Below are 16,278 nucleotides of genomic sequence, written 5' to 3' on the forward strand. Positions count from 1 at the left end.
AATGCAAGCAACTGTAAGTGGGCGATGGTGGGGCTTAATTTAGCTCCAAGCGTATGCTTTTGCTTACGCCAATCGTAGACAACTTTTTAAGGAAAATCATGCTTCAAGCTCTTACCAAAAACGAATTTGATGCCTTAGCGCAACAAGGCTATAACCGTATTCCATTGGTTCAAGAAACGTTTGCCGATTTAGATACGCCATTATCTTTATATCTCAAACTCGCTAACCAACCCTTCTCATATTTATTAGAAAGTGTGCAAGGTGGCGAGCGTTTTGGTCGCTACTCCATTATTGGACTGCCTGCAAAAACACGTATTGTTGCCAATGGTTTTCAGGTGCAAGTACTGCAAGATGACCAAGTATTAGAGTCGCACGACAATACCAATCCGCTCGATTTTGTTAAAACCTTTCAAGCACGCTTTAAAACGCCGCCATATAAAGGTTTGCCAAGATTTACCGGCGGTTTAGCTGGCTATTTTGGCTACGAGACAATTCGCTATATCGAAAAGCGATTAGCACATAGTCAAAAGCCAGATGCAATTGGTACGCCAGATATCTTGTTAATGGTGTCAGAAGAAATAGCTGTTGTAGACAATTTAAGCGGTAAACTTTATTTTATCGTGTATGCCAATCCCAAAGAGCAAGGTGCTTATGAGCAAGCCCATCAACGCATTAAGACATTGATGCAACAATTGCGTCAAACGGTAGAAATTCCAATATCTCAACAATCTACAGCGACACAAGCATCTTCAGAGTTTGGTGAGGAAAATTTTAAAGCGGTTGTTCAGAAGGCGCAGAACTACATATTAGAAGGCGATATTATGCAAGTTGTGTTAAGTCAGCGTTTATCGCAAGACTTTACTGCTTCGCCATTATCACTGTATCGCGCATTACGTAGTCTCAATCCATCGCCTTATATGTTCTATTACGACATGGGCGATCACCATGTTGTTGGGGCTTCGCCTGAGATTTTAGTGCGATTGGAAGATGGTGTGGTGACTTCAAGACCAATTGCGGGTACGCGCCCACGTGGTAAAACACGAGAAGACGATGTGGCACTGGCAAAAGAGTTATTGGCTGACCCAAAAGAATGTGCAGAACATGTGCAATTGATGGATTTAGGCAGAAATGATGTTGGTCGTGTAGCGCAAACTGGAACAGTGAAAGTAACGGATAATATGATGATAGAACGTTATTCGCATGTGATGCATATTGTGAGTAATGTAGAAGGTCAGCTTAAGCCAAATATGGATGCAATTGATGTATTAAAAGCCACATTCCCAGCTGGCACAGTGTCGGGCGCACCTAAAGTGCGAGCAATGGAAATTATTGATGAATTTGAGCCAAGTAAGCGTGGTATTTATGCAGGCGCGGTTGGCTACTTGGGTTTTAACGGCGATATGGATGTCGCGATTGCGATTAGAACTGGCGTGATTAAAAATGACAAGTTATATGTACAAGCTGGCGCTGGTATTGTTGCTGACTCTGTGCCGCAAAGCGAATGGGATGAAACACAAAATAAAGCAAAAGCGGTTTTGCGTGCGGCTGAATTGGTGCAAGCTGGTCTGGACTTCACTTTAGAAACAGCCTCGAAGACAGGGTATTAATATGTTGCTCATGATCGATAATTACGACTCTTTCACCTACAACTTGGTGCAATATTTTGGCGAACTAGGCCAAGATGTGCAGGTGTATCGCAATGATGAAATTGATTTGGCAAAAGTGGCTGAACTGAACCCGCGCCATATTGTGATTTCACCAGGCCCCTGTACACCAAATGAAGCAGGTATTTCTGTACCGCTTATTCATGCGTTTGCTGGCAAAATTCCGTTGTTAGGGGTTTGTTTAGGACATCAAAGCATTGGGCAAGCTTTTGGCGGCAACATCATTAAAGCCAAAACCTTAATGCATGGCAAAACTTCACTTATTCATCACAATAATGAAGGCGTGTTCAAAGGTTTAGCCAATCCATATACGGCAACGCGTTATCATTCATTGGTGATTGAAAAAGAAAGTTTGCCGGATTGTTTAGCAATCACTGCATGGACAGAAGATGGCGAAATTATGGGTGTACACCATAAAACCTTAGCTATTGAAGGGGTGCAGTTTCATCCTGAATCTGTGTTAACAGAGTATGGGCATGAATTACTAGATAACTTTATTAAAGCGTATTAATGATGTTTAAAGATACCTTAAATCAATTATTAGCAGCAAAAGATTTATCACATGACCAAATGTTGGCGGTGATGCAGCAAGTCATGATGGGTGAGTTAAACGAAGCCCAAATAGCGGCACTATTAATTGCACTTCGTCTTAAAGGTGAAACGGTGGATGAAATTGCTGCCGCCGCGACAGTGATGCGACAACTATCAACAAAAGTAGACACCAAACAGACACAGTATCTTGTTGATACTTGTGGAACTGGTGGCGATGGTATTCAAACGTTTAATGTATCGACTGTCTCTGCCTTTGTTGCCGCAGCAGCAGGCGCAAAAGTGGCAAAACATGGTGGTCGCTCGGTATCGTCAACATGCGGTAGCGCTGATTTGCTTGAGGCTTTAGGCGTTAATGTGAATAAATCCGCAGATGAAGTAGCTGCGAGCGTCGATGAAATTGGCATTGGTTTTATGTTCGCGCCCAACCATCACAGTGCTATGAAATATGCGGCGCCTGTCCGAAAAGCCTTAGGTGTGCGTACTATTTTTAATTTGCTGGGCCCGCTCACCAATCCTGCTTCAGCACGACGTCAACTGATGGGTGTTTTTGATCAAGAGTTAACGGGTAAGTTGGCGCAAGTATTGCAAAAATTAGGCAGTGAGCATGTATTAGTCGTGCATGGTGCAGATGGAATGGATGAAATTTCATTCACAGGTGACACCTATGTAGCCGAATTAAAAGATGACAAAGTGACTGAATATACAGTCAATCCAATTCAGTTTGGGTTAAGTTTACATACGTTAAAAGACATTCAAATTCAGAACGCGGCAGAATCAAAAGCCATGATTATGGATGTACTGCATGGAAAAAAAGGGGCGGCTCGCGACATTGTATTAATGAATGCAGGCGCGGCGATTTACGTGGCTGGCTTGGTGATTAGCCTAGAAGCTGGGATACAAAAAGCGGCACAAATGATAGATGAGGGTAAGGCACTAGCAACACTGTTAGCGCTGCAGGCGAGATGAAAAAACATCTGATTGCAGTGCTATTATTGTTTGTAGTAGTACTGACTCAAATAGCGCCATCTTCGCTTGCCTCGCTTGAATCGTTGTGGCAACAAACAGAGCAAACAGATCAGGTACAACCAGCAACACAATTTGCTTCGGCCAGTCAGCTATTTGCCCGACAAGCAAATGATGAGATGGTGGATGGCAAAGGGCGCGTTATACGACTATTAGCAGATGATAATGAAGGTTCGCGTCATCAACGATTTTTAGTCGCAATTGAGAATAGACAGACCCTGTTATTGGCTCATAATATCGATTTAGCGCCACGTATTGATGCATTAAAAGTTGGCGATGAAGTTGGATTTAGAGGAGCGTATGTATACAACGCTAAAGGCGGTGTGGTGCATTGGACCCATCTTGATCCCAGAAACCGTCATGAACCTGGTTGGATTAAACACAATGGCGTTACCTATCAATAATAGCCATCAGTTGCGTCAATCATCTGTCAATATGATTAGAAAACATAAAGAGTAGACAAAAACAATGTCAGATATATTAAATAAAATATTAGCGACCAAACGCGAAGAAATTGCTAAGGCAAGCGCTATTAAATCATTAAAACAAATACACGAAGAAGCTTTAGCGCAATCTGAGCCACGTGATTTCGTCGGTAGTCTGGCAAAAAAAGATGCAGCCCATCTGCCTGCGGTGATTGCAGAAATTAAAAAAGCCAGCCCATCCAAAGGGGTGATTCGTGGGAATTTCAATCCCGCTGAAATAGCAAAAAGTTATGAGCAGGCAGGCGCAGCGTGTTTGTCTGTGCTGACGGATGAACAATATTTTCAAGGCTCAGCTGAGTATTTAAAACAAGCACGCGCAGCTTGTCATTTACCAGTGTTGCGCAAAGATTTTATGATAGACCCTTATCAAGTGGTAGAAGCGCGCGCGATGGGCGCCGATTGTATTTTGTTGATTGTTGCGGCATTAGAGCTGAAACAAATGCAATTATTAGAAGAGATATCGCATGAACTAGGCATGGCGGTATTGGTTGAAGTACATGATGGTAAAGAACTTGAATTGGCGCTGCAGTTAGAAACGCCGTTAGTCGGAATTAATAACCGTAATTTAAGGACTTTTGACGTAACCCTACAAACAACATTGGATTTATTAGATAAACTACCAGATGATCGCTTTGTCATTACCGAGTCAGGTATCTTTACCCCAGAAGATGTTGCGTTGATGCGCAGTAATAACGTCAATGGATTTTTAGTCGGTGAAGCCTTTATGCGACAGCCAGACCCGGGCGCAGAGTTCAAAAAAGTCTTTGCCTAAGTACACTTAAAATAACACGCTTAATACAATTAAGGTGCAGCATCATCAGAATGAGCTGTGCCGGATTGATAAGATAATGAAGGAAGTTTTATGGCTAACCAATTGCTTGCTCACCGCCCACGTCGCATGCGTAAGGATGCATTCTCACGCCGTCTGATGCGTGAAAATATACTGACAAATAATGATTTAATTTACCCTGTATTTGTATTAGAAGGCGAAAACCGAACAGAGGAAGTGCCTTCCATGCCTGGCGTGCAACGTCAATCGATTGATGTTTTGCTCAAAACGGCAGCAGAATGTGTGCAATTGGGTATTCCAGCCTTGGCTATTTTTCCAGTGATACCTGAAGAATATAAAAGTCTAACGGCTAAAGAAGCCTATAACAGCAATGGCCTAGTACCGCGAACTGTCAAAGCGTTAAAACAAGCATTCCCAAATTTAGGCATTATTACCGACGTTGCATTAGATCCTTATACCACGCATGGGCAGGATGGCATTATTGATGATGATGGTTATGTGCTCAATGATGAAACGGTAGAAGTCTTGATTAAACAAGCACTTTGCCATGCCAAAGCTGGCGCTGATGTTGTCGCCCCATCCGACATGATGGATGGACGTATTGGTGCTATTCGCACCGCATTAGAAAATGAGGAATATGTTTACACCCGTATTTTGGCCTACTCAGCCAAATATGCATCGGCCTTTTATGGCCCATTCCGAGATGCAGTAGGATCATCTGCTAACCTTGGTACAGGTAATAAATATAACTACCAAATGGATCCTGCCAATTCGGATGAAGCAATGAAAGAAGTGGCGCTGGATATTGAAGAAGGTGCCGATATGGTCATGGTCAAACCTGGTATGCCTTATTTGGATATTATACGCCGTGTTAAACAAGAGTTTGGTGTGCCGACCTATGCTTACCAAGTGAGTGGCGAATATGCCATGTTAAAAGCAGCCACGCAAAATGGCTGGTTAGATGAACAAGCTTGTGTCATGGAGAGTTTGTTAGGATTTAAACGCGCGGGTGCTGATGGTATTTTGACTTATTTTGCAATGGATGTGGCGCGTTGGTTGCAGACTCAAGATGAGAGATAACAGTACTTTAGGATTATTTTAAGGATTATTTTATTTTAGGTTGCTTGCGCGAGCAATGCTTGTAAGCCAGCAATATCAGCCCTATCCGCATTACTGCCATCACTTGGGCGTTTGGTGGCAATACGCATATCATCAAACTCAAATACGCTCAGCCGTTGCAGCCCGTATTCGGTTTCTAAAGTGAACACAGGTACAGTTTTGTGTGCTTTTTCTCTTTTATTTTTACTGGGCCGGTCGGATACCCGATAGGTTTTTTCGTCGCTCTCAAAGGGGATTTGTTGGCTGAGTAAAAAAATCTCAACATCTTTTGCGCTGTCTGCAAATAAATGAATATTGGTTTGCGCATTTTTACCTGCTGTGCCATCCAGCACGCTACCAGTGAGAAACGGATTGAATCGTTCAAATAGTTGCATCGTCGCTAATGCGGCTTGTCGCAGCATCTTGAGTTCATGCGGCTGTTCATCAGCATTGTATAACTCGTGGTAGGTTCTCACTTCTGCTTCAATTTCAGCATTACTAGGCAAAACACTTTTATCTAAAACACCTATCTGACGACCTGCTTTCTTTTTTGCATAAGCAAAATCGCTAATGCCATCCTCTACCATCATACGGGCAGCTTGTTGAGCAATCGTTTGCCTTAGCTGATCTGTGCGTTCGCGTGCCATATTCAATCAAAGGGTGTATTAAAACCCAGAAGGGTTTAATACACTTTTGGCATTATCGGTACTCGTTGGATTTTTACGTTGCGTTTTGATTTTGGTATCCTCAGAGGTTGCTCCACTAGTTGAACCGTCTTTATTTTGATTATCCATTACGTCTGGCTTAATGTCAGCAGGTGGATTGGCAAATGTCGACGTATTGGGCTGCAATGGATTAAAACCAGAGTCAAACACATCCGTTAGTGGTGGTAGATTCAGTTCTAGGAACGGTGGCGGATTTTCATTATAAAAAAACTCATCTATACCATAATCACCAGATTCAACTAGCGTGCCCGTGATTGGATCAATACGTAAAGACATTAGCCCAGCTGGTTCGTGATAGGGTAAATCTGGTTTATCTTTCAGCGCTGCTTTCATGTATTGAATCCAAATAGGTAACGCCGCCCGCCCACCAGTTTCAACTTTGCCAAGTGAACGTGGTTGATCATAGCCCATCCAAGAAACAGCGACTTCGTGAGACGTATAGCCAGCAAACCAAGCATCAATTGTATTATTCGTGGTGCCTGTTTTGCCTGCCAAATCTTGCCTACCAAGTGTTTTGGCTCTTGCTGCAGTACCTCTTTGCACGACATCGCGGAGCATAGAAGTCATGATAAATGCATTACGCTCATCAATGACAAGGGGTGCTGTTTTTTCTGCAATAGGGAAAGTCATTTCCTCCACTATATTGTCTTCGCTATCCACTATTTTGGTGATTAAATGTGGCTCAATACGGTAACCACCATTTGCAAAAATAGCATAAGCGTTGGCTAGTTCCAGCGGCGTTACTTCACCAGCGCCTAAAGCCATGGTGAGATAGGCTGGATTATGTTTTGGTAAAAACCCAAACCTTTGTACATAATCTTGTGCATATTTTGTGCCTATACTTTCTAAAATACGAATAGAGACCGTATTTTTGGATTTGATTAACGCTGTGCGCATGCGCATTGGACCGTCATATTCCCCATCATAGTTTTTTGGCTCCCATTTTTTTCCAGAACCCACCTCTCTACCTGTCATTGAAATAGGGTCATCTTCAATAATACTCGCTGGGGTAAACCCTTTTTCTAAAGCTGCCGAATAAACAAACGGCTTGAAACTGGAGCCCGCTTGACGATAGGCTTGTGTGACATGGTTATACTTGTTCTTGTAGAAATTGAAGCCGCCTACCAACGCAGTAATAGCGCCATTTTTAGGATTTAATGCGACCAAAGCAGATTCAACTTCTGGTAATTGCACAATCTGCCAACTATCTTTATTTTTAATAATGCGCACAACTGAACCTGGTTTAATTTTGTGTTGCTTTTTATCTTTAAGCGCTAGGTTACTTTTTAATAAACGCAGACCTTGTTCTGTGATACTAACGGTGTCACCATTTTTGGTAAAAACATCAACCATGTCGGGCGATACTTTGGTCACAATCGCTGGCATAAAACCGTTATAGGCCATGATGTTGGACAAGCTTTTTTCCATCTCTTCTGCCAGATTGGTCTGATTAAGCTGAGACAAATCAATCCATTTTTCAGCTTTTTTATAGCCTTGTCTTTGTTGATAATCTAAGATGCCATCAACAACAGCTTGATTTGCCGCTGATTGATTAGCCTTTAATATGGTGGTATGCACCTTCAAGCCACTATTGTATATATCATCCCCATAGCGTTTATACAATTGTTGACGAACCAACTCAGCCACATAGTCAGCATTCAAGGCGAGCGCACTTTTTTCTGCTTTCTTGAACACCAGCGCTTGTGCAACTGCTTCATCAAATTGCGCCTGGTCAATCAACCCATACCGACGCATATCGCGTAATACTTCCTGCTGTCTTGCAATCGCTTTTTTAGGGCGATTAAATGGGTTATAACTTGAAGGGGCCTTTGGTAAGCCGGCTAATAGCGCACATTCAGCAAGCGTTAGTTCATCAAGTGATTTGGCAAAATAGACCTGGGCCGCGGCGGAAAATCCATATGAGCGTTGGCCTAAATAGATTTGATTTAAATAGAGTTCAAGAATCTGATCTTTTTCTAACGTTTTTTCTATTTTGATTGCTAGAAGCGCCTCTTTGATTTTAGTGATGAAATTACGTTTTTTATTAGGCCCAGTAAAAAAGTTTTTAGCCACCTGCATCGTAATGGTACTTGCGCCCTCGTGGCTTACGCCAGAGAGGTTATTTTTAATTGCCCGCAAAATGCCTTTTAGATCAACACCACCATGGCGATAAAAACGCCTATCTTCGATCGCCAATACTGCAGTTTGCATTTGCGTTGGAATATTCTCAATTGTTGTAAAGGCGCGTCTTTCTTCGCCAAACTCACCCATTAAATAACCATCTGCTGAATAAATTCTTAAGGGTTGTATGGGTTTATAGTCAGTGATTTTTTCTAATGAAGGCAAAGTTGGGTAGATGAGTGTAATCGATAACGCGATAAGCGCCGTCACTGCCATGCCGCTCACTAATGCAAAAAGAATAAGATAATGCCACCATTTTTTAGGGCTCATAACTGGTATTTTGATATCAAACTAATGTAATACAGAAGTATATAATGTTATGCACATTAACCAAACCACTTACAGCACTTTCTTCAGATTTAATGTCGCTTAAATCGCAAAAAGCAGACCCAGAGCTATTTTTGAGCCATTAAAAAGTTAGAAACTTCTTTACAGCGCTCAGCCTTATTGCTACGATTTAATGCAATTTATCGCACTTGCGCATAACTAATGAAAATAGAAAGAAGATGCTAATTTGAAATTCGACTTTTTCAGTGAAAGCACCCCCCCATTAATCGGTATAGACATTAGCACCTCTGCTATTAAGATGGTGGAACTATCCAGCAGTGGTCGCAGAGGGTATCACCTCGAAGGTTATGCAATGGCGGCTATCCCTAAAGATGCGATTGTCGACGGTAATGTGGTGAGTTTGGAGCAAGTGTCTGATGCAGTGCAACTTGCTTAGAAACTATTAGGTACCAGACAGAAAAACGCCGCATTAGCACTACCTTCATCAGCAGTGATTACCAAAAAAGTCATGTTAATGGCAGGCTTGCGAGAAGATGAGATGGAAGTGCAGGTAGAAGGCGAGGCAAATCAATATATTCCGTTCCCACTAGAAGAAGTGAATGTTGAGTTTCAAGTCATTGGCCCTGCGCCCAACAATCCCGAGGAAGTAGAAGTGCTCATTGCGGCGGCGCGTAAGGAAAAAATAGAAGATCGGGTTGCGGCGGCAGAGGATGCGGGGCTCAAGGTTATTGTGATGGATGTGGATACTTATGCCACTGAAGCTGCTTATCAGTTAGTGGCAGCACAATTGCCAAATTCTGGTAAAGGACAAACTGTCATGATTGTTGATATGGGCGCAACCATCATGCATCTGAATGTACTCCACAATAACCAGTCAATCTACATCCGTGAACAGGCTTTTGGATGTGCGCAATTGACACAAGAAATTCAACGCCGTTTTGGGCTGTCGTTGGAAGAAGCTGAGATTGCCAAGCGAAAGGGTGGTTTGCCGCAAAGTTACGAGGCAGAAGTATTAGAGCCTTTTGTCGAGACATTATCGGTTGAAGTAGCTCGAGCATTACAGTTTTTCACAAGCTCAACCCAATATAACCGTGTTGATCATATTGTTTTGGCAGGTGGTGGTGCCGCCATTACTGGCATTGATAGCGCAGTACAAGCCAAAACACAAATCAATGTCATCATCGCTAACCCATTTCATCGCATGTCACTCAGTGCAAAAGTTAAGCCGCAGAAGGTTGCAATTGACGCCCCAGCATTGATGGTTGCATGTGGTTTGGCCATGCGAGGAGTCGAGTAAATGGTCCGGATTAACTTACTTCCACATCGCCAGATTAGACGTGCCGAAAAGCAACGAGAATTTGCTTTAATGGCGCTATTTGTTGCGGTTTCTGCCGCAGCAATTCTCTTTATTGGGTGGAGTTATATAGGGGCAAAAAAACAGTCCCAGTTAGAGCGTAATACACGGTTATAACAGGCAATTACAGTCTTAGAGATGGAAATTGCCGGTATTAGCGAGTTGAAAAATCAAATCAATGATGTGTTAGAAAGAAAGCGCATTGTTGAAAATTTGCAAAGCAATCGTAGTCAAGCGGTTGTCTTGTTGGATGAGCTAGCGCGCCAGTTGCCTGAAGGCTTATACCTCAAAAGTATTCACCAAACCGAAAGCCAAATTGCAATGGAAGGTGTTGCTGATACAAATGCACGCGTGGCGACGTTGGTGAGAAATTTAGGTGCCTCTCAGTGGTTAGAAAATCCAGTGTTAATTGAAATTAAAACAATGGAAGTTAATAACATCAAAGAAAACGATTTTACGGTCAATGTTAATCTCAAAATGCAGGCAGAAAACCAACAGCAAGTGGAAACCCAAGAATAAACGCAAATCCAAGAACAAACGCAAGCCCAAGAGCAAACCGAAACCCAAGAGCAAGCTGCTCAATCAACGAGTGTGCCATCATGAAATTAGATGACTTTAATAATATTGATCTGAAAAGCGCGGGTAGTTTACCGGTTCCAGTCAAATTAGTGTTGTTGGGAATATTGGCATTGTTTTTATTGATTGCCGGCTATTTTCTGTTATGGAGCCCAGCAATAGAAGCTTATGATCAAGCGCAAGCGAAGGAAGAGGAGCTGAGACAAACCTTCCTAACGAAAAAAAGCCAAGCGGTTAAAATCGAAGCATATCGACAGCAAATGGTTGATATTGAGAAAACATTTGGTGCCCTATTAAAACAATTACCAGATCGTTCTCAGATGGATGGCTTATTAACGGATATTAATCAATCTGGCCTCGGGCGTGGTTTGGAATTCGAATTATTTAAGCCAGTACAGGAGGTAGTGGCTGACTTCTACGCTGAGATGCCCATACAAATTAAAGTATTAGGTAATTACCACGATATCGGTGCATTTGCCACAGACGTCTCAAGATTGTCACGTATTGTGACGTTAGATAATTTATCAATTACGCCCTTGCAAAAAGATGTTAAAGGTGGGGGTGGCAAGTTGGTGCTAGAAGCAGTAGCAAAAACCTATCGTTATCTTGACGCATCGGAAGTAGCCGAGAGAAAAGCAGAAGAAGATAAAAAAGGGTTCAGAAATGAGGTTGAGTAGCATGCAATTTAATGTTGCCGTGGTTGTTTTGCTTTCTTGCTTCTTAGCTGGATGCGATGGTGGGCAGGGTGACGATCTTGATCAGTTTATGGAAAATGCAGCTGTAAATATGAGTATGACAGTTGATCCTTTACCAGAGGTTTTGCCCTATACGCCTTTGCCCTATAACGCAGATGATACGTTGGTAGATCCCTTTAAAGCACGGCAAACAAAGCGTGGTGCTGGCTCTTTACAGCCGAATACAAATCGACCAAAAGAACTGATGGAGTCTTTTCCATTGGAGAGTTTGCTCTATGTGGGCTCAATGAGTAAACAAGGTTCAAAATTTGCATTAATTAAAACACCCGATGGTGTATTACATCAATTAAGAGTTGGCAATTATATTGGGCCAAATTTTGGCTTAATCAACTCAATTCAAGATGGTGCAATCACCATAAAAGAAGTTGTGCAGGATGATTTTCATGGTGATTGGGTTGAACGTGACGCTAGTATCAATTTACAAGAATAAATAATGGGAAGAAACATGACGGTAATAATGAAAAAATGGATTGGCATCCTACTGATATCCAGTTTAAGTATAATGGCGTCTGGTTTGGCAGCTGAAGGAGACTTCAGTAACAACATAGAAAGTGTTGACTTTGCCTCATTGGCAGGCGGCAGAGTGAGTATTCGTATAAAAATGACCTCACCCTTAGCAAGTCCGCCAGCAAGTTTTGCCTTACAAAGCCCTGCCAGAATCGCGCTGGATTTTCCTAATGTACGCAACAACCTAAAAGAAAGTAATATCAAAGGTGGTCAAGGCTTGCTGAAAAGCATTGCCCTAGCACAAGGCAAAGATCGTACAAGAGTAGTATTAAATCTGGCAAAAACAGTGAACTACAATACTGTATTAGATGGCAGTGATGTCATCATTAGTCTGGGTGTAGCGGAACAGGTGGCAAAGACACCAATTGAAACGCGTTTTGCTGAGCGCCCAGCGAATAAAGGGAATCATGCCATCACCAATGTTGATTTCGCGCGAGGTAAAAACGGTGAAGGGCGTGTCATTATTGATTTAGCAGATCCAAATACTGGCATCAATATCAAACAACAAGGCGAGCAAATCATTGTGGATTTTGCAGATACCGATGTTTCTGCCGCCTTGCAACGCCGTTTAAATGTCATTGGTTTTAACACGCCTGTTATGTATGTTGATACCATCAAGCAGGGCAATAACAGCCGCGTGATGATTGAGCCACAAGGTAAATGGGAGCAGTCTGCATATCAAGCGGATAAAAAATTTATTATTGATGTACGTAAAGTCGTAGAAGATCCAAATAAGCTAGTTAAAGGTGTGAAGCCTGGGTATAGCGGAGAAAAGCTATCACTCAACTTTCAAGATGTTGAAGTGCGTTCAGTTTTACAGGTGATTGCCGAGTTTACAGGGTTGAATATTGTCGCTAGTGATAATGTGGTCGGCAACTTAACGCTGAGATTAAAAGATGTGCCTTGGGATCAAGCACTTGATATTATCATGCAAAATAAAGCTTTAACGATGCGTAAAGTAGGCAACGTGATTACTGTTGCCCCAGCCGAAGAAGTGGCAGCAAAAGAGAAGGCTGCACTTGAAGCAACAAAAGCAGTTGAAGAGTTAGAGCCTTTAGTCACAGAGGTCTTTCAATTAAAGTACCAAAAAGCCGATGATTTTAAAATTTTACTTTGGGGCGATATGGGTGGTGCAGGCGGCGTAGGTGGTGGCGGCGGCGGTTTTGGTGGCGCTGGTGCTGGAGGGATGATGAACAGAAACTCTATTCTCTCATTGCGTGGTTCGGTTAACTCAGATCCAAGAACCAACACACTGTTTATTCAAGATACGCCGCGAAAATTAGAAGAGATTCGCGCTGTACTTGATAAGATGGATATTCCTGTAAGGCAAGTAATGATAGAGTCGCGCTTAGTGATTGCAGATGAAAAATTTGGTAAAGAGCTTGGCGCCAGATTCGGTGTGGAGTCGTTCACAACGCCGGGGCAAAATACGCTAGCGATTGGCGGTAGCCTAGATTCTACTAGTGCTGTGCAACGGATAAGCGCAGATGGTTCGACAGTGGTCCAAACAGCAAGTACTGGTGGTTTGGCTTCTAATTTCCCTGTAACTAGCTCTACCAATCTGGGAAGTCTTGCCTTCAGTTTATTTAGATTGCCAGCAGGCTTGCTACTCAATCTAGAACTGACCGCTTTAGAAACAGATAATCGTGGTAAGGTTGTTTCAAGCCCGCGCGTCACCACCGCGAACCAACAAAAAGCAAAAATAGCACAGGGTACCGAGATTCCGTTTTTGGAGGCTGCAGCTAGTGGTGCTGCCACCGTATCATTTAAAGAGGCCGTATTGAGTTTGGAAGTCACGCCGCAAATTACGCCCGATGATAAAATCATCATGGATTTGGATGTGCGAAAAGAACGTGTAGGTACAGTCTTTGCCGGTGTGCCGTCTATTGATACACAAAACATCACAATACAGGTGCTGGTGTCTAATGGCGAAACAGCGGTATTGGGTGGCATTTATGAACAAGAAGAAAGAAATCAGGTCAATAAAGTGCCATTCTTCGGCGATTTGCCTGTCATTGGCAATGTATTTAAAACGCGCAGAAGACAAGACGATAAGACCGAGTTGTTGATTTTTGTAACGCCAAAAATTATGGATGAAACCTTGGCCTTGCATTAATGTTAACGTTGTTAGTCAAGTTTGCAATCTTAACTTGACCTGACAGAACGTCGACTTTGCCTTAAAATGCCTATCATTCTATTGATAGGCATTTTTATTGTGTCCAAGCAAAATAACTTATTTCTGATCGGACTGATGGGCGCAGGTAAGACCACCATTGGTAAACAGCTTGCAAAGCAACTAGACAAAACTTTTTATGATGCCGACCATGAAATAGAAGCACGAACAGGTGTTAAAGTGGCCGTGATTTTTGATTTAGAAGGTGAAGAAGGATTCAGAAAGCGAGAAGCGGCGGTCATTGATGAACTAACACAACTTGATAATATTGTATTAGCAACGGGTGGTGGTGCAGTCTTATTTGCCGAAAACAGAGTGGCACTTCAACATAATGGCTATGTCATTTACCTACGTGCAACTGTCAATGATTTATATAAAAGAATGCGCCATGACAAACAGCGGCCGCTATTGCAAAATGTTGATATACAAGCCAAGCTAGAACAACTCTATCAAGAACGGCATCCTATTTATACAGAAGTCGCCGATTGTATTGTCGATACTGGAAGACAGCCAGCCAGTGTGCTGATTAATCAAATTAAGAAAACTTATAAAGCATTATGAAACAAATATTGAATGTCGCCTTAGCCGAACGCAGCTACCCTATCCACATAGGGCCAGGCATGCTGAACGAAACAGCATTATTATTACAACACCTAAAGCAAAAGCAGGTGGCAATTGTGAGTAATACAACCGTTGCGCCACTGTATTTAGCAAAAATTGCACAGCCATTGCGTGATGCTGGAGTGCGGGTGGTTGAGATTGTTCTGCCAGATGGCGAACAATATAAAAATACTGAAACACTCAATATGATTTATGACGCCTTAATTAATGCGCGTTGTGAACGAAATACAACACTGATTGCTTTGGGTGGCGGTGTTATTGGCGATTTAACTGGCTATGCCGCCGCAACTTATCTGCGCGGGGTGCCATTTATTCAAATCCCCACCACTTTATTATCGCAAGTAGACTCTAGTGTTGGCGGCAAAACTGGCATCAATCACCCAAAAGGCAAAAACATGATAGGTGCGTTTTATCAGCCACAACTCGTGTTAATCGACACCAATACGCTGCACACTTTGCCTCAACGTGAACTATCGGCAGGTGTTGCTGAAGTCATTAAATATGGGCTTATCCGTGACGCCGCTTTTTTTGATTGGCTAGAAAAGCATATGTCATCATTAATGGCATTGGATGAAGCTGTCGTTTGCGAAGCTGTTTATCGCTCATGCAACAATAAAGCCGATGTTGTAGCCGCCGATGAAAAAGAAGCAGGCGAACGTGCCTTGCTGAATCTTGGCCACACATTTGGCCATGCAATTGAAAATGCAATGGGCTATGGCGTTTGGTTACATGGCGAGGCAGTAGCGGCAGGCACCATGATGGCGGCCAATCTGTCATTACGTATGGGCTGGCTAAATACAAGCGACGTACAACGCATGCAAAACATCTTTCAATCCGCCAAGCTACCACAAATACCCCCAGCATTAGGTGTCGAAAAATATCTTGAACTGATGGGATTGGATAAAAAAGTACAAGATGGAAAAATCCGATTGGTCTTGCAGCAAGGGATAGGTAAAGCCTTGATGACCAGTGAATATGACAGCAAAGCACTGCAATTAACCCTAGATCATTATCATTAGATCACTATCATTAGATCACTATCATTGATGATAGTGATCGCAACACGATAGACTTTTATAGCATTTCTCACATGCCTTTCTGCATGGCAAACCACTTATTGCAAGCCAATAGATGGCTTCGTCACTGCGTTCCTCGCAAAGACAATAAAGGTCACTGCGAGCAAAGCGCGATAATGCAATATGCTTTGACAAACAACATAAAAAAAGCCACAAGCAAGCAAATTTGTTGTAATAACACAACAAATGAAAAAAACACAAGGTAAAAATAAGTTAAGGCTTGCTTGGCAAGACCAAGCTTTGGCATACTAGCCCATAACCTTCTTGGCTTAAATGGTCAATTCAATTAACCATTACAGCTAAAGAATGTTTAAAACAATACTCACTATGTTGACTAGTTTAGATAATAGTCATCAATTAAAGTGAGCATATATAAATATAAGTAGTAAAAAAGCAGTAAAAATTTAAGT

The 16,278-nt window shown here is 42.4% G+C and carries 13 protein-coding genes and 2 pseudogenes; 13 read left to right on the forward strand and 2 right to left on the reverse strand.

Annotated elements, in window-relative coordinates; genetic code table 11:
* Positions 1 to 98: 98 nt before the first annotated feature.
* From KFB94_06475 to hemB, 6 genes are all read left to right on the forward strand, one after another.
* On the forward strand, positions 99 to 1,607 hold the full coding sequence (locus KFB94_06475; protein ID QVL44945.1) for an anthranilate synthase component I: 1,509 nt from the start codon (positions 99 to 101) through the stop codon (positions 1,605 to 1,607).
* Between the two features lies 1 nt (position 1,608).
* Positions 1,609 to 2,175, forward strand: coding sequence for an aminodeoxychorismate/anthranilate synthase component II (locus KFB94_06480; GenBank protein QVL44946.1), 567 nt, complete (start codon positions 1,609 to 1,611; stop codon positions 2,173 to 2,175).
* Positions 2,175 to 3,182: an anthranilate phosphoribosyltransferase gene (trpD, locus tag KFB94_06485; protein QVL44947.1), complete on the forward strand. Its 1,008-nt coding sequence runs from the start codon at positions 2,175 to 2,177 to the stop codon at positions 3,180 to 3,182. Before KFB94_06480 ends, trpD begins: the two co-directional genes overlap by 1 nt.
* Complete coding sequence (locus KFB94_06490) at positions 3,179 to 3,643, forward strand: DUF3465 domain-containing protein (protein ID QVL44948.1); 465 nt, start codon at positions 3,179 to 3,181, stop codon at positions 3,641 to 3,643. The genes trpD and KFB94_06490 overlap by 4 nt, the downstream gene beginning before the upstream one ends.
* A 64-nt stretch (positions 3,644 to 3,707) precedes the next feature.
* A complete protein-coding gene (trpC, locus tag KFB94_06495; GenBank protein QVL44949.1) occupies positions 3,708 to 4,496 on the forward strand; it encodes an indole-3-glycerol phosphate synthase TrpC in 789 nt (262 codons plus the stop codon).
* Between the two features lie 90 nt (positions 4,497 to 4,586).
* Complete coding sequence (gene hemB, locus KFB94_06500; GenBank protein ID QVL44950.1) at positions 4,587 to 5,594, forward strand: porphobilinogen synthase; 1,008 nt, start codon at positions 4,587 to 4,589, stop codon at positions 5,592 to 5,594.
* A 35-nt stretch (positions 5,595 to 5,629) separates the two neighbouring features.
* Here hemB and KFB94_06505 read toward each other — a convergent pair whose 3' ends face one another.
* Together KFB94_06505 and KFB94_06510 are read right to left on the reverse strand one after the other, a co-directional pair.
* Positions 5,630 to 6,259, reverse strand: coding sequence for a hypothetical protein (locus KFB94_06505; GenBank protein ID QVL44951.1), 630 nt, complete (start codon positions 6,257 to 6,259; stop codon positions 5,630 to 5,632).
* An 18-nt stretch (positions 6,260 to 6,277) separates the two neighbouring features.
* Positions 6,278 to 8,788: a penicillin-binding protein 1A gene (locus KFB94_06510; protein QVL44952.1), complete on the reverse strand. Its 2,511-nt coding sequence runs from the start codon at positions 8,786 to 8,788 to the stop codon at positions 6,278 to 6,280.
* A 316-nt stretch (positions 8,789 to 9,104) separates the two neighbouring features.
* On the opposite strand from KFB94_06510, the pseudogene KFB94_06515 reads away from it, so the two are divergent.
* From KFB94_06515 to aroB, 7 genes and pseudogenes are all read left to right on the forward strand, one after another.
* Positions 9,105 to 10,103: pseudogene (locus KFB94_06515) on the forward strand (pilus assembly protein PilM).
* Positions 10,104 to 10,679: pseudogene (locus KFB94_06520) on the forward strand (PilN domain-containing protein). It begins immediately after the preceding pseudogene.
* Positions 10,680 to 10,759: 80 nt separating this feature from the next.
* Positions 10,760 to 11,413, forward strand: a complete 654-nt coding sequence (locus KFB94_06525; protein ID QVL44953.1) for a type 4a pilus biogenesis protein PilO — start codon at positions 10,760 to 10,762, stop codon at positions 11,411 to 11,413.
* Positions 11,400 to 11,921 carry a pilus assembly protein PilP gene (locus KFB94_06530; protein ID QVL44954.1) on the forward strand — a complete coding sequence of 174 codons (522 nt, stop codon included), beginning with the start codon at positions 11,400 to 11,402 and terminating at the stop codon, positions 11,919 to 11,921. The genes KFB94_06525 and KFB94_06530 overlap by 14 nt, the downstream gene beginning before the upstream one ends.
* Positions 11,922 to 11,948: 27 nt before the next feature.
* Positions 11,949 to 14,114, forward strand: coding sequence for a type IV pilus secretin PilQ (gene pilQ / locus KFB94_06535; protein QVL44955.1), 2,166 nt, complete (start codon positions 11,949 to 11,951; stop codon positions 14,112 to 14,114).
* A 66-nt stretch (positions 14,115 to 14,180) separates the two neighbouring features.
* Positions 14,181 to 14,732, forward strand: coding sequence for a shikimate kinase AroK (gene aroK / locus KFB94_06540; protein QVL44956.1), 552 nt, complete (start codon positions 14,181 to 14,183; stop codon positions 14,730 to 14,732).
* Positions 14,729 to 15,811, forward strand: coding sequence for a 3-dehydroquinate synthase (aroB, locus tag KFB94_06545; GenBank protein ID QVL44957.1), 1,083 nt, complete (start codon positions 14,729 to 14,731; stop codon positions 15,809 to 15,811). Before aroK ends, aroB begins: the two co-directional genes overlap by 4 nt.
* Positions 15,812 to 16,278: the final 467 nt, after the last annotated feature.

Source organism: Methylophilaceae bacterium (assembly GCA_018398995.1).
In the GTDB taxonomy this organism is placed as follows: domain Bacteria; phylum Pseudomonadota; class Gammaproteobacteria; order Burkholderiales; family Methylophilaceae.

Bases quoted from the DNA above. Each gene is read 5' to 3' on its own strand.
- KFB94_06475 (QVL44945.1), top strand. From the start codon at position 99: ATGCTTCAAGCTCTTACCAAAAACGAATTTGATGCCTTAGCGCAACAA.
- KFB94_06480 (QVL44946.1), top strand. From the start codon at position 1,609: ATGTTGCTCATGATCGATAATTACGACTCTTTCACCTACAACTTGGTG.
- trpD (QVL44947.1), top strand. From the start codon at position 2,175: ATGATGTTTAAAGATACCTTAAATCAATTATTAGCAGCAAAAGATTTA.
- KFB94_06490 (QVL44948.1), top strand. From the start codon at position 3,179: ATGAAAAAACATCTGATTGCAGTGCTATTATTGTTTGTAGTAGTACTG.
- trpC (QVL44949.1), top strand. From the start codon at position 3,708: ATGTCAGATATATTAAATAAAATATTAGCGACCAAACGCGAAGAAATT.
- hemB (QVL44950.1), top strand. From the start codon at position 4,587: ATGGCTAACCAATTGCTTGCTCACCGCCCACGTCGCATGCGTAAGGAT.
- KFB94_06505 (QVL44951.1), bottom strand. From the start codon at position 6,259: ATGGCACGCGAACGCACAGATCAGCTAAGGCAAACGATTGCTCAACAA.
- KFB94_06510 (QVL44952.1), bottom strand. From the start codon at position 8,788: ATGAGCCCTAAAAAATGGTGGCATTATCTTATTCTTTTTGCATTAGTG.
- KFB94_06525 (QVL44953.1), top strand. From the start codon at position 10,760: ATGAAATTAGATGACTTTAATAATATTGATCTGAAAAGCGCGGGTAGT.
- KFB94_06530 (QVL44954.1), top strand. From the start codon at position 11,400: ATGAGGTTGAGTAGCATGCAATTTAATGTTGCCGTGGTTGTTTTGCTT.
- pilQ (QVL44955.1), top strand. From the start codon at position 11,949: ATGAAAAAATGGATTGGCATCCTACTGATATCCAGTTTAAGTATAATG.
- aroK (QVL44956.1), top strand. From the start codon at position 14,181: ATGCCTATCATTCTATTGATAGGCATTTTTATTGTGTCCAAGCAAAAT.
- aroB (QVL44957.1), top strand. From the start codon at position 14,729: ATGAAACAAATATTGAATGTCGCCTTAGCCGAACGCAGCTACCCTATC.